This window comes from Agromyces archimandritae (genome assembly GCF_018024495.1).
Taxonomy (GTDB): domain Bacteria; phylum Actinomycetota; class Actinomycetes; order Actinomycetales; family Microbacteriaceae; genus Agromyces; species Agromyces archimandritae.
The window spans coordinates 1,814,182-1,829,370 of sequence record NZ_CP071696.1 but is presented as its reverse complement, the minus strand read 5'-3'; the positions used below and the strand labels follow the sequence as shown (position 1 = coordinate 1,829,370).

Here is a 15,189-nt window from a genome sequence, read left to right as displayed (position 1 = left end):
TGGGCACGTGTTCAGCGACGTGAAATTCTCCTGCGAGAGGCCGTCGATCGCATACGCGAGCCGCCGCCCCCATTTCTCCCGCCCCGCCCAGACTGCGCAGAGCCCCACTATGAGTGCCACACGTTATGGGTATTGAGCAATGTCGAAGCAAGTCATAACCTCTCCATAGACACCAGAGGATGGGAATGATTCATGAACATCGAAAACCGATAGTCACCATGATTCCCGGACTCGCGGCCGGAAGCTGCGCCGCACTGGGGCTCGCCGCTCCAGCTCAGGCGGCCCCTGTGGGCAGCTGTTCTGCCGGTCCATACTGGGACAACAACCTGTCAGCGGGAATCGCATCATGCAACGGAAGCAGTTGGCGCCTTGGAGTCAACTGCTTGAACAACGGCACGATCTACGGTCCCTGGGGTGGTCCTCGCACTGCCGCTACTCTTCACAAAGGGTGCAAGGACAATTGGTTCGTGAACGTTTGGGTCGAATGACCAATATGTCGGTCAATGAGGTGCGCCAACACATTGGGAGAACCGCCCATACCCGACAGATGCTTGCAGTTTCGCTCGCGTTGGCATTGACCTTACTGCTCCCAGGGTGCACATCTCAGCAGAATCCCGCAAACCTTTCGAGTACCGCAAAGGTCGTATTCACTCCCAAGGATTACCAAGACGTGATGTGGGACTCGATCATGGCACGGTTTCCCGATGCGGTCCGTCCCGAGGTCCCAATCGTGCGGGTCATTACTGATGAGGATTTCGCTCCGCTGTATGAGCAATGCATGCATGAAGAGGGGTTCGAGGTCGAGGTATACGAGGACACCGGGTTCAAGGCATTCGTCCCCGAGGGCCAGGATGAGCCATTCTCGCTCGCCATGTACATCTGTGAAGCGAAGTACCCACGACCGACGGAAATGGGCGTGGCCGAAGACGACGCGAGTGGGCATCTGCTGTATTCCTACTATCGTGATTCGCTCATCCAATGCCTCACCGACCAGGGATTCGAACCGGAACCACTGCCGAGCGAGACGAAGTTCCTCGATGCAATGAGCACCGACGAACGCTACGACCCCTACGCCGGCCTGCTCCGCACTGGCGGCCTGAATTTCTCCGATTGGGAAACTTTGAACGAAGAATGTCCACAACGACCAGCTGAACTCGAGTAACCGGCTCTTCGCAGTCGAGGGTGTCGGTCGGTCTGGCGCGTCGGTCCACGGATAGGGGCCTGACCACTTTCGCTCAACTGGGAAGAGCCGGTTTACGGTCGGTTTGCGGGAGCGGGCGCGGGCGAACAGTTGACCCCCGAACCGGGGAATGCGCCACGTCTCTTGGAACCGTTAGCATGGCGCGCAATCATCGGCACACCGAGCAAAGGAGCGCCTGAGCCATGCCGCGAGATCGCAGCCGAGCCATCGCGGCGTCGATAACCCTCGTTGCGATGGCCATCGGGTTCGCCGGGTGTGCCGCAACCTCCGAACCGGTCATCCCCACCCCCGACGCCCTTTCCTCGGCTGAAGCAGACGCCCTGATCGACGCCGCGATAGAGCAGTCCTGGAAGGCCTATGGTCCGCCCGGTCAGGAGCGCCCCGACGTGCCGCTCATCAGGACCATCGAGCTCGACGAATGGGGATCGGTCATGGCGCCGTGCATGCGCGAACAAGGGTTCGACGTTTCGATCGGCGCGGGCGGCGGCATGCAATCCGGTGACGTCGCGAACGAACAGCTCGACGCCTATAACTTGGCGATGTTCGTATGCGAGGCGTCGTATCCGCTCGACCCGAAGTACAGCGCAACCCTCAACGAAGCGCAGCGCGCCTATCTGGCTCTTCGGAGATCTGGTGGGGGTGAGGTGTCCGGGGCGTGACTGGCGTGTAGGGGTCGAGGTCCCCGAGGATCAGAAGCGCTAACCACCTGATTCCGACCGAGGACCTCGACGTGCTTCACCTTACTTCGGGGCGCGTTGACGCGCGTCCGGCTGCTGATCCCTGTGACCGTTGTGACCTGCTGCTGGGCCTGGACGGGGTCCACGTCGAGCATGTCGATCGCCGTGACGGCCTGCTGACGGTCACGGTCTCCAGCCCGCCGGGACCTGCCGGGTGCCCATCGTGCGGGGTGATCGCGACCGGTCGTGGCCGCCGACGCCGGGTGCTGCGGGACGTGCCTGGCGCTGACCGGGTGCGCCTGGTATGGCGGCAACGCGTCTTCCGCTGCGAGGACACCGACTGCGGCCGGAAGACGTTCATGGAACAGCTCCCGTCGTTGGTCGCCCCACGCGGATCGATCACGGCCCGTGCCGTGGTCTGGGCGATCGGGCAGTTGCGTCGCGAACACGCCACCGTCCAAGGCTTGGCTCGTCAGCTCGACACGTCGTGGAAGACGCTCTGGCGGGCCGTCGAACCCGAACTCGAGCAGCTTGCCGCCGACGAGTCCCGGTTCGACGGGGTCAGCACCCTCGGTGTCGATGAACACATCTGGCACCACGTCGATCCGCATGCGCGGCCCGAAGGAGTTGACCGGGATGGTCGACCTGACCCGCGACGAGCACGGCAAGACGCACGCCAGGCTGCTGGACCTCGTGCCCGGCCGTTCCGGGCGCGTCTACAAGGCCTGGCTGGACCAACGCGGCGAGGACTTCCGTCGGAACGTGAAAGTGGCCGCCTTGGATCCCTTCGCCGGCTACAAGGCCGCCATCGACGACAAGCTCCACGACGCGATCGCCGTGCTGGACGCGTTCCACGTTGTGAAGCTCGCTACCGCCGCCGTCGACGAGGTCCGCCGCCGGGTCCAACAGGACACCCTCGGCCATCGCGGCCGGAAGGGCGACCCGCTCTACGGGATCCAGACCATCCTCCGCGCCGGGGCCGAGCACCTCACCGACAAGCAACGAGCACGTCTGGTCGCCGCGATCAACGCCGACCCCGCCCACGAGGAAGTCTTCATCGCCTGGCAGTGTGCACAGCAACTCCGCGCCGCCTACCACGCGAAGGATCTGGCCCAAGGACGACGGATCGCCGTCACCGTCGTCGACACGTTCCACACCTGCCCGATCCCCGAGATCGCCCGCTTGGGCCGCACCCTGAGACGGTGGCGCGACGCGTTCCTGGCCTACTTCACCACCGGCCGCTCATCCAACGGCGGCACCGAGGCCGTGAACGGCATCATCGAACTCCACCGCCGCCTCGCCAGAGGCTTCCGCAACCGCCACAACTACCGCCTCCGCATGCTCCTCGCCGCCGGCGGCCTCACCCCATGACCCCCACCGGATGTCCGAAGAGCCGCCTATCTGTACGAGTACCTGTCTGAGACGCTGCTCGATTGTCTGCGCGAAGAGGGTTACTCCCCCGAAGGCGCACCCAGCCGGCAGCGATTCGATGAGCGTCTCGACGACGGGACGATGTGGACCCCCTACTCCAGTCTGGGGCAACTCTCGTCGCGTGAGTTCGCGAAACTCGATGCCGCTTGCCCCCAGACGCCGGATGGGCTCTACGGCTGACCGGGATGAGTGCTGGCACAGATCCTCGGCGGCCCGCTAGGCTCTGGCCCATGCCCGAGGGGAAGGACGCGAAGCGGCGCCGGTGGCCGGCGTTCGCGGCTGTGGGCGTCGCAGTGCTCCTCGTCGGCGGGGTAGCCGGATGGGCGGCCGCCGAGGTCTTCGCGCCCCGCACGGATGTGATCGCCGAGAGCCCGTTCACCTTCGTCGAACTCGTCGAGGGCGAGGTCGGGTCATCGATCACGCTGAACACGGTCGCGGAATGGAAACGTTCGCCGGCGGGCACGAATCAGGCGCAGGGAACGGTGACGGCGGTGCGCGCGACGGGCGGAGACGAGGTGGGCCAGGGAGGCGTGCTGTACGAGGTGGATCTGCGGCCGGTCGTCGCAGCCGCCGGTGCGACGCCGGCGTTCCGGGCTCTCTCCCGCGGCATCGAGGGTGCCGATGTCGCCCAGCTGCAGACGATGCTCGCCGCCCTGGGCTTCTACGACGGCGAAGCCGACGGCGAGTTCGGTGCGCAGACCCAGGCTGCGGCCCGGGCCTGGCAGGAGTCCCTCGGCTTGGACGGCGACGGCACGGTCAGGGCGGGCGACCTCGTCTTCATCCCCAGCCTGCCGGCCCGGGTCACGCTCGACACCGAGGTCGTCTCCCGCGGCGCGTTGCTCACGGGCGGCGAAGCGGTGGTGTCGGGTCTCTCGCCGGAGCCGGTCTTCACGATCCCCGCGACGGTCTCCCAGGCCGCGGGCATGCCGGCCGGCACCGCGGTCGAGATCACCTTCGAGAACTCGGTGTGGTCGGCAACGGTCGCCGGGCAGACACCCTCGCCCGACAGCGGGGACCAGGTCGATATCGCCCTGCAGGGCGTCGACGGCGCACCCGTCTGCGGCGACGAATGCGGCCTGCTGCCCATCGAGGGCCAGAACCTGCTGTCTTCCAGGATCATCACCCAGGAGACCGTACGCGGCATCGTCGCCCCGTCGGCGGCGCTGCGCTCGGACGCCGACGGCGCGGTCAGCGTGATCGACGAAGGCGGGGATGCCCACCCGGTACGGGTCGTCGCCTCCGCCCGTGGGATGTCGGTGGTCGAGGGGGTGGATGCCGGAATCAAGGTGCGCATCCCGGCATCCACCGCTGGCGCCGTCGAATGAATCCGCGCCTCGCGGCCGACGGGCTCACCTTCCGGTACGACGCGGGGACTCCGCTGATCGAAGGGTGGGCTGCGGAGTTCGCCGCCGGGGAGGTGGTCGCCGTGACCGGTCCGTCCGGTCGCGGGAAGTCCACCATGCTCTACCTGCTCGGGCTCATGCTGAGGCCCACAGCGGGTCGCGTGCTCGTCGACGGCGAGCCCTTCCACGGGCGTGCAGATGCGGACCGGGCCCGATTGCGCGCGGCTCGCTTCGGATTCGTGTTCCAGGATGCCGCGCTCGACCACTCGCGTACGGTGCTCGACAACATCCTCGAATCCACCCTCTATCGCCGCGGGGACCGTCGTGCCGACACGGAACGCGCGCACCGGCTGATGGACCGCTTCGGGGTCGGGCTCCGGGCGAACGCGAAACCCGGGCAGGTCTCCGGGGGCCAGGCCCAGCGCATCGCGCTCTGCCGTGCGCTGCTCGGCGACCCCGACATCGTCCTCGCCGACGAACCGACCGGCAATCTGGATCCCGACTCGTCCGACGTCGTGATCGATGCCTTCCACGAACGTGCCGCCGCCGGTGCGACCGTCGTCGTCGTCACCCACGATCCCGCACTCGTGCAACGCTGCGACCGGAACATCCGGCTATGAGACGACGCCCCGGCCGACACGCAGCCGCACTCGTCAGAGAGGCGGTCGCCGCCGCGATCGCCGCACCCGTCGCCTCGCTCTTGACGATCGCCATGATCGCGGCGATGTGCCTCGCCGTGCTGCTGACGGCCGGCCGCACCGTCGGCGCGGAACAGGCGGTGATCGGCTCCATCGACTCGGCCGGGACCCGATCGATCGTCGTGCGGGCGGACCCCGCGGCAGGGCTCGACAGCAGCGTGCTCGACCGCATCGCGAACCTCGAAGGCGTCGAATGGTCCGGCGCGTTCGGCTATGCCGAGGATGTGCAGAATGCCGCCTTCCCCGGCGGCAACCGCGTCCCGCTCCGGCTCGCGTACGGCACCGGGTGGGCGGAGCTCTCACTCCCGGACGAACTGCCGGGCGCAGGCGATGTCGCCTTCGCTTCCGCCGCGGCGCTCGAGCAACTCGGCATGACCGATGCCGTCGGCAGGATCGACGGCGGCGGCAGCGGGTTTGCGATCGGCCGACGCGTCGCCGTGCCGGACCACCTGCGCTTCCTCGAACCGGTCCTCATCGCGCCCCAGCCCGGGAACCCGGCCGAACCGGTCGGAATCGTCGTCGTCACCGCCGCGCGACCCGACCTCGTCGCCCCCGTGGCGAGCGCGGTGACCGGCGTCCTCGGTGTCGCGGATGCGACGAAGGTCACCGTCGAGACCAGTGAAGACCTTGCGACCCTTCGCGCGCTCGTCGAGGGGCAGCTCGGGCAGTTCGGCCGGGCGCTCACCCTCGGCATCCTCGTCCTGACCGCGCTGCTGACGACGGCGATCCTGTACGGCCTCGTCATGATGCGCCGCAAGGATTTCGGGCGACGGCGAGCGCTCGGGGCGAGCCGTTCGCTCATCATCGCCCTCCTGTTGACGCAGACCGGGCTCCTGGCGTTGCTCGGGGCATCCGTCGGCAGCATCGCCGCCCTCATCGTCCTCGGAGCGACCGGCGACCCGCTTCCGGGGGCCGCCTATACGTGCGCGATCGCGGTGCTCGCAGTGGTCGTCGCCGTCGCCGCGGCGCTCCTTCCCGCGACCGCCGCCTCACGCCGGGAACCCATCGCCGAGCTTCGCGTGCCCTGACCTCGGGCGCGCGGCCGCGCTCACTCGGCAGGGGCGAGCCGCTCCAGGAGTTCGTCCATCGTGCGGCCGACGATGGCGGGCATGTCGACGGCGTCGGGGTTCAGGAGCCACCGCATCTGCAGGCCGTGAGGGTGGATGCGGGGCTCGCCGCCCGACCTGGCCCGCCTCGGCGGCGGCTGCCCGTTCCGCGCCCGGTGCGCCTTCGCCTGGGACGCCTGCGCCGCCGTGACCCCCGCGCTCACCGCCCCCGCGCTCACGGCCCCCGGCCTGCCTTGCCCCCTCCGCCGGGACCTTGGAGTGCCGATCTCCCGTTCAGCGACGCGCAGGAGTGCCGATCTCCCGTGGGAGTACCCGGAAGTCGGCACTCCGGCGGGAGATCGGCACTCCTGCGGGAGAGCGAGGCTGCCCGCTACGCGGCGGACGCCGGAGCGGTGCGCGCGAGGCTCAGGCGGCACTCGACGGGGGCGGGCTCGAGCGAGGCGACCTCGAGCGGCCCCTCGGAGCGGGCGAGCACGCTGCGGATGAGGCGGAGGTGCACCTGGCAGAGCACCGGCCCGGCGCTTTCGTAAAGGTCTGCGAAGGGGCAGCGCAGTCGCACGTCGAGGGGGCTTGCGGCATCCACACCCGGCTCGAAGCCGCAGCGGTCGAGGTGGTCGATGAGCACGTCGAACTGGGCGGCGGCGTCTTGCAGGTTGGCCGTCTCCTCACGGATCGGAGTCGCGGCCTGCGGAGTGCCGGTGCTCGCCGGGCACGCGTCCGGCGCTCCGCCGGACCCGCCCGCGGGCGCCGGCACCCCGGCGGCGCCGCCGGCACCGCTCCCGTACATCGCCCGGTACGCGCGCCCGATCGCGAGCGCCCGCGCGGTCTGCGCGTCGGCGCCGGGGGCGCGGCGGTCGACGCCGTCGGCCCAGGCGAAGAGGACGCGGGGGCGGCCGCGGGTGCCGCGGTGCTCGCGCTCGGCGACGACGAGCCCGGCGTCCATGAGGCGGCGGATGTGATCGCGCACGGTGTTCTCGTGCGCGCCGATCACCTCGCCGAGCATGCCGGCGGTCTGGGGGCCGTGCCGTTGCAGGGATTCGAGGATGGCCAGGCGCGGCTCGGAGTCGAGCACTCCCCGCATCTCCGCGATCGTCATGGCTGGATTCTACGCCTCGTAGAAGCATCTCGATTTTTCACGGCTGTCGCCGGAGCACCCCGCACGGGCGCCCGGATAGCGTGCGAATGCGCCCGGCATCCACCCCCCGACGCGGGCACACCGGCATCCACCGAGGAGGAACAGCCATGCTCACCGAGCAGACCCGCACCGTCGTCGCCGCGACCGCCCCCGTCATCGCGGGGCGCATCGACGACATCACGCCGCGCTTCTACGCGCGCATGTTCGCCGCGCACCCCGAACTGCTCGACGGCACGTTCAGCCGCGCGAACCAGCGCAGCGGCGAGCAGCCCAAGGCCCTCGCGGGCAGCATCGTGTCGTTCGCCGTCGCCCTGCTCGAGACCTCGGTCGCGCCGGCGGCCGTGCTCGAGCGCATCGCGCACAAGCACACCTCCCTCGCCGTCACGCCCGAGCAGTACGCGATCGTCTACGAACACCTCTTCGCCGCGATCGCCGAGAACCTCGGCGACGCCGCCACCCCCGAGGTCGTCGATGCCTGGACCGAGGTGTACTGGCTCTTCGCCGACCTGCTCATCGCCCGCGAGCGCAGCCTCTACGGCGCACAGGCCAACGACCGCATGTGGATGCCGTGGCGCGTCGCCGCGAAGACGCTGCGCACGGCATCCATCGTCGAGTTCACGCTTGAGCCGGCCGACGACACCCCCGTCACCGACGCCGTCGCCGGTCAGTTCGTGAGCGTGCGCCTGCCCGTCGCCGACGGGCTCCGCCAGGCGCGGGCGTTCACCCTGCTCGAGCCGGGCGCGACCCGCCGCATCGCCGTCAAGCTCGACGAGGACGGCGAGGTCACCCCGCTGCTGCACCGCGATGTCAACGTCGGCGATGTGGTCGAGCTGTCGAACCCGTACGGAGCGGTCACGCTCGGTTCGTCGGAGGCGCCCCTCGTGCTGGTGTCGGCGGGCATCGGCTGCACGCCGTCGCTGGCGTTCCTCGAGGCGCTGGCCGCTGCCGGCTCGGAGCGCGAGGTGCTCGTGCTGCACGCCGACCGCGACGCCGCCCAGTTCGCGTACGCCGAGCGCATCGCCGAGCTGGTGGATCGCCTGCCGAACGCCCGCCTCGACGTGCGGTACACGGGCGATGCCCGGGTGGATCTCGCCGCCGAGACCCTGCCTGCCGGTGCCGAGATCCTGCTGTGCGGGCCGCTCGGGTTCATGAAGTCGCAGCGGGACGCCGCGGTGCGGGCCGGCGTGCCCGAGATGCGGATCCGCTACGAGATCTTCGGGCCGGACGTGTGGCTCGCGCAGCCTGCCGCCGCCGCACCCTCCGAGGCCGAGGCGGCGTAGCACCCTCCGGTGGGGCGGCCGGCCCGGCCTCCCCGCCGCCGTCGGGCCCTGCGCCCGACCCCAGAACCCAGCCGGCTCCCCGAATGCCCCTTTCATCCTCGGGGAGCCGGCTGTCTGCATGCCCGGGTGGATGCCCCGGCGCGCCCCCGCCGCCCCCGCACGGTGCTAGACAAGACGGATGACCACTCCCGATGTGCGCTGGCCCCGGGCATCCGGCCCCCTCGAACTGCGCCCGGCGACGGCGGCCGATCTCGACGCGGTGCTCGTGTGGCGCAACCGCCCCGAGGTGACGCGCTGGTTCATCAACACCGTCGTCGACCCCGATGCGTTCCGGGCGCGCTGGCTGACCGCCGTCGACGACCCGAAGGACCATTCGGCGATCGCCGTCGCGGGCGGCGACGTCGTCGGCTTCGGCACGCTCGAGCTCGACGACGGGCTCGGCCAGACCCACGGCGACCCCGCGAACACGCGCCTGGTCGAGGCGCAGCTCGGCTACATGATCGACCCCGCGCACGCCGGCAGGGGGTATGCGACGGCGCTGGCGCGCGGCCTGCTCGAGGTCGCGTTCGAGGAGGTCGGCGTGCGCCGCGTGACCGCCGGATGCTTCGCCGAGAACACCGCCTCATGGCACGTCATGGAGCGGGTCGGCATGCGCCGCGAACAGCACGGCGTGCGCGACTCCTGGCACGCCGAGCTCGGCTGGATCGACGGCTACACCTACGCCCTCCTCGCCGACGAGTGGATGCCGGGGGCGGCCGCTGACCGCTGCTCCGCGTCAGCCGGCGATGAGCGGATCCGCGACGGCACGTCGCCGGTTCGCGACGACGAGGAGCCAGATCGCGGCGCCGACCCAGGCGACCACGATGATCCCGAAGGCCGTGATCGGAAGCACCGGGGAGGGGCACTTTTCACGTCCAGGACGTAGCGATCAGGCCCCTACCCCGTGAAAACCCGAGGTTAGGGGCGGGTGTAACTCGCGACCCTCGAATGGGTCTGGTGATGGAACAACCAGCGACTACATTCCGGGCTCGGCTACACGCCCGAACCATCCACTATTTCCTGCCTATAGGCCCCGAACAGGCCTACCAACCCGCAACGAAAAACGGCCGAACCCGCGACAACCGCGGGTTCAGCCGTTCGCAATGTCCTGAGACATCACACCGAGCCGATGACGGGAATCGAACCCGCGCTGTCTGCTTGGGAAGCAGAAGTTCTACCATTGAACTACATCGGCGTGCGGCATCCGGGGGATGCGCCAGCCCATCGTAGCAAGGCGTGCGGCCGTGCGCCGCATCGGCGTGCGCCGGCGCGGCCTGTTTTCGGAACGCGGCGGGCACGAGCGCCCGACCGCCTCGCGTCAAAGCGCGCCCCGGCGCGGCGCGCACCGGCATCCACTCGGGGAAGGGACGGCCGCGAGGCGTTAGTCTTGCCCCGTGCTTCTCTCGGATCGCGACATCAAGGCCGAACTCGATCAGCAGCGCATCCGCCTGGAGCCGCACGATCCGTCCATGCTGCAGCCGAGCAGCGTCGACGTGCGCATCGACCGGTATTTCCGGCTGTTCGACAACCACAAGTATCCGTTCATCGACCCGGCCGAGGATCAGCCCGAGCTCACCCATCTCATCGAGGTGAAGCCCGACGAGGCGTTCATCCTGCACCCGGGCGAGTTCGTGCTCGCATCGACCTACGAGTCCGTGACGCTGCCCGACGACGTCGCCGCGCGCCTCGAGGGCAAAAGCTCGCTCGGCCGCCTCGGCCTGCTCACGCATTCGACCGCGGGATTCATCGATCCCGGCTTCACCGGGCACGTCACTCTCGAGCTCTCGAACGTGGCGACGCTGCCGATCAAACTGTGGCCGGGCATGAAGATCGGGCAGATGTGCTTCTTCCGCCTGTCGTCGCCGGCCGAGCAGCCCTACGGTTCGGCCGGATACTCCTCCCGCTACCAGGGCCAGCGCGGGCCGACGGCGTCGCGCTCGCACCTGAACTTCCACCGCGTCGACGTGAGCGTCACCGACGCGGGGGCCTCGGGCGAGTAGCGCGCCTCGCGCGGGGCGGGCGCGCGGCGGCATCCATCGGTGGATGCCCCGGCGCACCCGGCCCGGCCGTGCCGGCTCCAGCGCTCGCCGCTGAACCTTCCCGGGGTCGGATCCCGCCATCGCGAAGCGGAACCCGCGGCCGAAGTGGCGGGATTCGACCCCCGGAAGCATGGTTTGCCGGGCCTGTGGACAACCGCGGATGCCGTTCGCCGGGTCTGGCTACGCTCGACGCCCATGACCCGAACACGACGAATCCTGCCGGCGGCTCTCGCCGTCCTCGCCCTCGGTGCCGCGCTCAGCGGGTGCGCCGATGCGGAGGAGAAGAGCGCCGCAGAACGTAGCGATGACGAGCTGCGCACCGTCGCGGAAGAGCAGTGGCGCACACCCGTGACACCGGTGGGTTCGTCGACCCCGATCGTCGACGGGGTCGCGATGGCGTACGCGACCGACGATGCCGGCGAGCTGCTGCTGATCGGGGTGGACGTCGAGACCGGCGAAGAGGCCTGGAGCTGGCCGGCGAGCACGGCGGACGTCGGCGCGGGCACGGTCCTGTACCCCCGCATCGTCACCGCCGACGACCGTGAAGCGCGCGTCGTCGTCATCACCCCGCCGTCCGTGAAGGTGAATGAGGACTACGGGCACCGGTTTCGGATGATCGAACCCGGTACGGGGTCGCAGATCGCCATCAGCGATCCGATCTGGGTCACCGACCCTCGCAGCTGCGAGACGGTCTCCGGGATCTGCTTCGAAGGCCGAACGGATCCGGAGGCCGAACCCGTGACGATGCGGCTCGACAGCCAGACCGCCGAGTTCGCACCGTCGACGAGCGGGGTCTGAACGGGTACGCCTCGTCGAGGAACCTCGGCGGGGGCGTGTACGCGGTGGATGACGACGGCACCGAGAAGCTGATCAGCGTCGAGGATCACGACATCGACACCGATGCGGCGGACGTCGCCGACGACCCGGTATGGACGGTCGATGCGGCAGGGCTCTTCGGAGATGACCGCTCCCCCACCTACGGCATCGGCAACGAGCAGATGCATGTCTCCGACGACGAGCGAACGCTGCTCGTGTGGCGAGGGTCGCTTGCGCTCGGTCAGGACGCGGTCCGGCTCGAGAGCAGCCGCCTCGTCGCCATCGATGCGGACTCGGGCGACGAACTCTGGCGGAAGGACGGGGTCTCGCTCTGCAAGTGGTCGTCGATCTGCACGGGCGACATCTCCTGGGAGAAGATCGAGGGCAGCACCCTCGGCACGAACACCAGGTTCCGTTCGGTGATGGGTGCGGTCGAACTCACGCACATCGACCCGCGCACCGGTGAGGGCGAGTGGGATCTCGCGATCGACGACTTCAGCGACGACACGGTCGATGCGGCGTCGTTCGCCGGCATCGACGGGTACTACCTGATCGGCGACGGGGGTCGTGCCCTACTCGTCGATGAGGAAACGGGTGAGACCCGCGGCCTCGAAGAGGGCGAGCATGCGGCCTGCCAAGTCGACATCGGCTTCTCGGCGCCCGAGGGCTCGAACCCGCTTCGTCATCAGGTGTCCTTCGTGCGTTCGGGCATCGCGGCGCAGTCCTGCGGCGCGGACGGACCCGACGACTCGCCCCTTTCGATGGCGGCGGTGCGGACGGCCGGCACCACCTGGGCACCCGAGGACGAGGAGTGGCGGACGCTCGAGGACGGCCCCGGCGACGACGACCCGATGGACCATTGGAACGACGATGCCGACGACGACGCACCTCGCTGGCGCGTGGTGCAGACGGAGGATGCGCTCATCGGGTACCGCTTCTGACGGTGTGTCGCGCGGGGCGGGCGGGCGACGGCATCCACCGGTGGATGCCCCGGCGCACCGCTTCCCTCGCGCGCAGCCGCGCAGCCGCGCAGCCGCCGACTGGCATCGCGCCTATCCGCACACCGCGCACCCGTTCCGGGGGTCGGATCCTGCCACCGCGAAGCGGATTTCGCCGGCGATGTGGCGGGAATCGACCCCCGGAAGCGCGTTATGCGGATCGGCCGACCCGCGGCATCCACTCGCGGACCGCGCCAATCGTGCCGCGCACGACGCGGGCGCGCGCGCTCAGAACCCCGAGGTCGCCACGAGGCGGCCGACGACCTTGCCGTCGGCGAGGCGCTGGATGCCGTCGGGGATCTCGTCGAAGGAGATCTCGGTGATGGCCGGGTTCAGCTCGCCGGTGGCGAAGTAGTCGTAGACGCCCTGCACGTCGTCCTTCGTGCCGCCGACCGAGCCGGCGAGGGTGACGGCCTTCGTGATGAGGTCGCGGGTGTTGATCGTCGCCTCGAGGCGGCCCATGCCGACCTGCACGACGCGGCCGCCGGGGCGGACGGTCTCGATCGCGTCGGCGGTCGTCACGCCGAATCCGGCGAAGTCGACGATGACGTCGAGGCCGACGTCGGCGAAGTCGCGGATGCTCTTCGCGACCCCTTTCACGCCGGCGGCGCGCACGTTGTCCCACACGGATTCGTTGACCTCGGCGACGTACACTTCGGCGCCGGCGAGCACGGCGACCCGTGCGCCGATCTGCCCGAGCCCTCCGAAACCGATGACGCCGAGCTTCGTGCCGGCCTTCACGCCGCCGGTCGCGATGACCGCGTGGTGCGAGGTCATGCCGGCGTCGGTGCCGGCCGCGCCGTAGGCGAACGACACGTTCTCGGGAATGCGCACGAGCGCGATCCGGTCGACCGCCATCTTCGGCGCGAATCCGCCGTCGAACGCGTACCCGGGCGCCCCCGCGTCGGTCGTCGGGCAGACGCCGACGCGGTCGCCGACCTTCCAGTCCGTGACGCCCTCGCCGACCTCGGCGACGACGCCGGCGACCTCGTGCCCGATCGTGATCGGGCGCTTCGCGAGCAGCGCGAGCCAGCCCTCGTCCTCGAGCAGGCCGACGTCGGAATGGCACAGGCCCGCGGCCTTCACCTCGATGACGACGCCGCCCGGCGCCGCGGTCGGCTCAGGCACGTCGTTCATGACGAGCGGCTCGTGCGTGTTCGTGAACTGCCAGGCGTGCATGTGCGTTCCTTCCCCAGAGGATCGTTCGTCTCGATCGTCCCACGGGCCGCCGGTCGGCGCCAGGGGTGCGGATGCCGCGGCGCGCCGGGGCGAGGGGTGCGGATGCCGCGGCGCGCCGCTACCCGACGAACGCCGCGACCGCGTCGAGCACCGCGTCGTCGCCGAGGATGCGTGCATGCCCGGCACCCTCGGTCAGCAGCAGCCTGCTGCCGGGGTTCGCCTCGTGCAGGCGGAGGCTCTCGCCGACGGGCACCTGCCGGTCGCGCCGGTCGTGCACGATGAGGGTCGGCACGGGCAGCGCCGCTGTCGTCGCGTCGAACCGTTCGTAGGGTGCATCGATATCGCGCAGCACCCGTCTGGCGTACCGGCGCGAGATGCCCTCCGCGGTCTCGGCGCCGAGCCCGATCGCACCGGTGAATGAGTGCGTGACCGAGCGCGCGGCCGAGAGTCCGGCGATCGTCACGAGCCGGCCGGTGGTCGCGGCGCCCTCGTGCACGGCGACGGCCGCGGCGAGCGCCCCGAGCGAATGCGCGACGATCGCGTGGAGGCTTCCGTGGCGTGCGCTCACGGCATCCACCGCGGCGAGGTAGTCGCGCATGTCGGTCGTGCGGCCGGGCGAAGCGCCGTGCCCGGGCGCGTCGAAGGAGACGAGCCTGAAGCCGCTGCCGCGCAGTTCGCGGATGAGCGGGGCGAACTGGGCGGCGCGCCCCCGCCAGCCGTGCATGAGCAGCACCGTGTCGCGGCCGCCGCCCCATTCGTAGGCGGCGAGTTCACGCCCGCGCACGCGGAGCACGGATCGGCGCGCCTGCTCGTGCACGCCGCGCTCATCGCGCGCGACGGGCAGGCGCGGCGCGGTGGAACGCATGAGCGGCAGCGCGAGCTCGGCCGCGAGGCCCGGGGAGACGCGTTCGGCGGCGCGGATCGCGGTGACCGCGATGCCGAGCGCGCCTGCGGTCCGCGGGGGTGCGGCGGGTGGTTCGGGTGCGGATGCCCGGGGGCGCCCTTCAGCGCCGCCCAACCGTTCCGGGGGTCGAATCCTGCCACCGGAATGCGGTTCCGGCACCGAATGTGGCGGGATTCGACCCCCGGAAGCAGTGGAGGTTCCCGCAGGAACGAGTGCGGGGTGGGGATCGGGCGCGGTGGACAGGCGCTCAGTGGGCGGGCGCTCGGCGAGCTCCGGGGGTGCGGTTCTGCGGTCGGGCATCGGTGCTCCTCGTGGTCGGCGGCGCCGGAGCGACGCAATGTGTACGAACGGTCGTGCGTTGAGTATACGAACGATCGTGCGT

Annotated in this window: 14 protein-coding genes, 1 tRNA gene and 1 pseudogene; 11 read left to right on the top strand and 5 right to left on the bottom strand. The window is 70.0% G+C overall.

The window, feature by feature from the left end:
• Positions 1-493: 493 nt before the first annotated feature.
• From G127AT_RS08295 to G127AT_RS08270, 6 genes and pseudogenes are all read left to right on the top strand, one after another.
• Positions 494-1,162: a hypothetical protein gene (locus G127AT_RS08295; RefSeq protein ID WP_210895902.1), complete on the top strand. Its 669-nt coding sequence runs from the start codon at positions 494-496 to the stop codon at positions 1,160-1,162.
• A 272-nt stretch (positions 1,163-1,434) separates the two neighbouring features.
• Positions 1,435-1,860 carry a hypothetical protein gene (locus G127AT_RS08290; protein ID WP_210895900.1) on the top strand — a complete coding sequence of 142 codons (426 nt, stop codon included), beginning with the start codon at positions 1,435-1,437 and terminating at the stop codon, positions 1,858-1,860.
• A gap of 71 nt (positions 1,861-1,931) precedes the next feature.
• Positions 1,932-3,249 (top strand): annotated as a pseudogene (locus G127AT_RS08285) (ISL3 family transposase).
• Between the two features lie 290 nt (positions 3,250-3,539).
• On the top strand, positions 3,540-4,634 hold the full coding sequence (locus G127AT_RS08280) for a peptidoglycan-binding domain-containing protein (RefSeq protein WP_210895898.1): 1,095 nt from the start codon (positions 3,540-3,542) through the stop codon (positions 4,632-4,634).
• Complete coding sequence (locus G127AT_RS08275) at positions 4,631-5,272, top strand: ABC transporter ATP-binding protein (RefSeq protein ID WP_210895896.1); 642 nt, start codon at positions 4,631-4,633, stop codon at positions 5,270-5,272. The genes G127AT_RS08280 and G127AT_RS08275 overlap by 4 nt, the downstream gene beginning before the upstream one ends.
• Complete coding sequence (locus tag G127AT_RS08270; RefSeq protein ID WP_244857487.1) at positions 5,269-6,378, top strand: ABC transporter permease; 1,110 nt, start codon at positions 5,269-5,271, stop codon at positions 6,376-6,378. Before G127AT_RS08275 ends, G127AT_RS08270 begins: the two co-directional genes overlap by 4 nt.
• 20 nt (positions 6,379-6,398) lie before the next feature.
• Here the strand turns inward: G127AT_RS08270 and G127AT_RS08265 are convergent, their stop codons facing one another.
• Positions 6,399-6,635 carry a hypothetical protein gene (locus G127AT_RS08265; protein WP_210895894.1) on the bottom strand — a complete coding sequence of 79 codons (237 nt, stop codon included), beginning with the start codon at positions 6,633-6,635 and terminating at the stop codon, positions 6,399-6,401.
• 152 nt (positions 6,636-6,787) lie between these two features.
• The gene (locus tag G127AT_RS08260) at positions 6,788-7,513 is read right to left on the bottom strand and encodes a helix-turn-helix domain-containing protein (protein ID WP_210895893.1); all 726 of its coding nucleotides are present in this window, start codon (positions 7,511-7,513) and stop codon (positions 6,788-6,790) included.
• A gap of 146 nt (positions 7,514-7,659) precedes the next feature.
• Between G127AT_RS08260 and G127AT_RS08255 the strand changes: the two genes are divergently transcribed.
• Positions 7,660-8,832 carry a globin domain-containing protein gene (locus tag G127AT_RS08255; protein ID WP_210895891.1) on the top strand — a complete coding sequence of 391 codons (1,173 nt, stop codon included), beginning with the start codon at positions 7,660-7,662 and terminating at the stop codon, positions 8,830-8,832.
• 178 nt (positions 8,833-9,010) lie between these two features.
• The gene (locus G127AT_RS08250) at positions 9,011-9,757 is read left to right on the top strand and encodes a GNAT family N-acetyltransferase (RefSeq protein WP_210895889.1); all 747 of its coding nucleotides are present in this window, start codon (positions 9,011-9,013) and stop codon (positions 9,755-9,757) included.
• A 238-nt stretch (positions 9,758-9,995) separates the two neighbouring features.
• Here the strand turns inward: G127AT_RS08250 and G127AT_RS08245 are convergent.
• Positions 9,996-10,066: transfer RNA gene (locus G127AT_RS08245), tRNA-Gly, on the bottom strand.
• 199 nt (positions 10,067-10,265) lie between these two features.
• Between G127AT_RS08245 and dcd the strand changes: the two genes are divergently transcribed.
• The 3 genes from dcd to G127AT_RS08230 all read left to right on the top strand — a co-directional run bounded on the left by dcd (position 10,266) and on the right by G127AT_RS08230 (position 12,667).
• The gene (gene dcd / locus G127AT_RS08240; protein WP_210895888.1) at positions 10,266-10,871 is read left to right on the top strand and encodes a dCTP deaminase; all 606 of its coding nucleotides are present in this window, start codon (positions 10,266-10,268) and stop codon (positions 10,869-10,871) included.
• 234 nt (positions 10,872-11,105) lie between these two features.
• On the top strand, positions 11,106-11,708 hold the full coding sequence (locus G127AT_RS08235; RefSeq protein ID WP_210895886.1) for a hypothetical protein: 603 nt from the start codon (positions 11,106-11,108) through the stop codon (positions 11,706-11,708).
• 35 nt (positions 11,709-11,743) lie between these two features.
• Positions 11,744-12,667, top strand: coding sequence for a hypothetical protein (locus G127AT_RS08230; RefSeq protein ID WP_210895884.1), 924 nt, complete (start codon positions 11,744-11,746; stop codon positions 12,665-12,667).
• Positions 12,668-12,952: 285 nt separating this feature from the next.
• Here G127AT_RS08230 and G127AT_RS08225 read toward each other — a convergent pair whose 3' ends face one another.
• Both G127AT_RS08225 and G127AT_RS08220 read right to left on the bottom strand, forming a co-directional pair.
• Positions 12,953-13,903, bottom strand: coding sequence for a zinc-binding dehydrogenase (locus G127AT_RS08225; protein WP_210895882.1), 951 nt, complete (start codon positions 13,901-13,903; stop codon positions 12,953-12,955).
• Positions 13,904-14,021: 118 nt separating this feature from the next.
• On the bottom strand, positions 14,022-14,921 hold the full coding sequence (locus tag G127AT_RS08220) for an alpha/beta hydrolase (protein ID WP_210895880.1): 900 nt from the start codon (positions 14,919-14,921) through the stop codon (positions 14,022-14,024).
• Between the last annotated feature and the right edge of the window lie 268 nt (positions 14,922-15,189).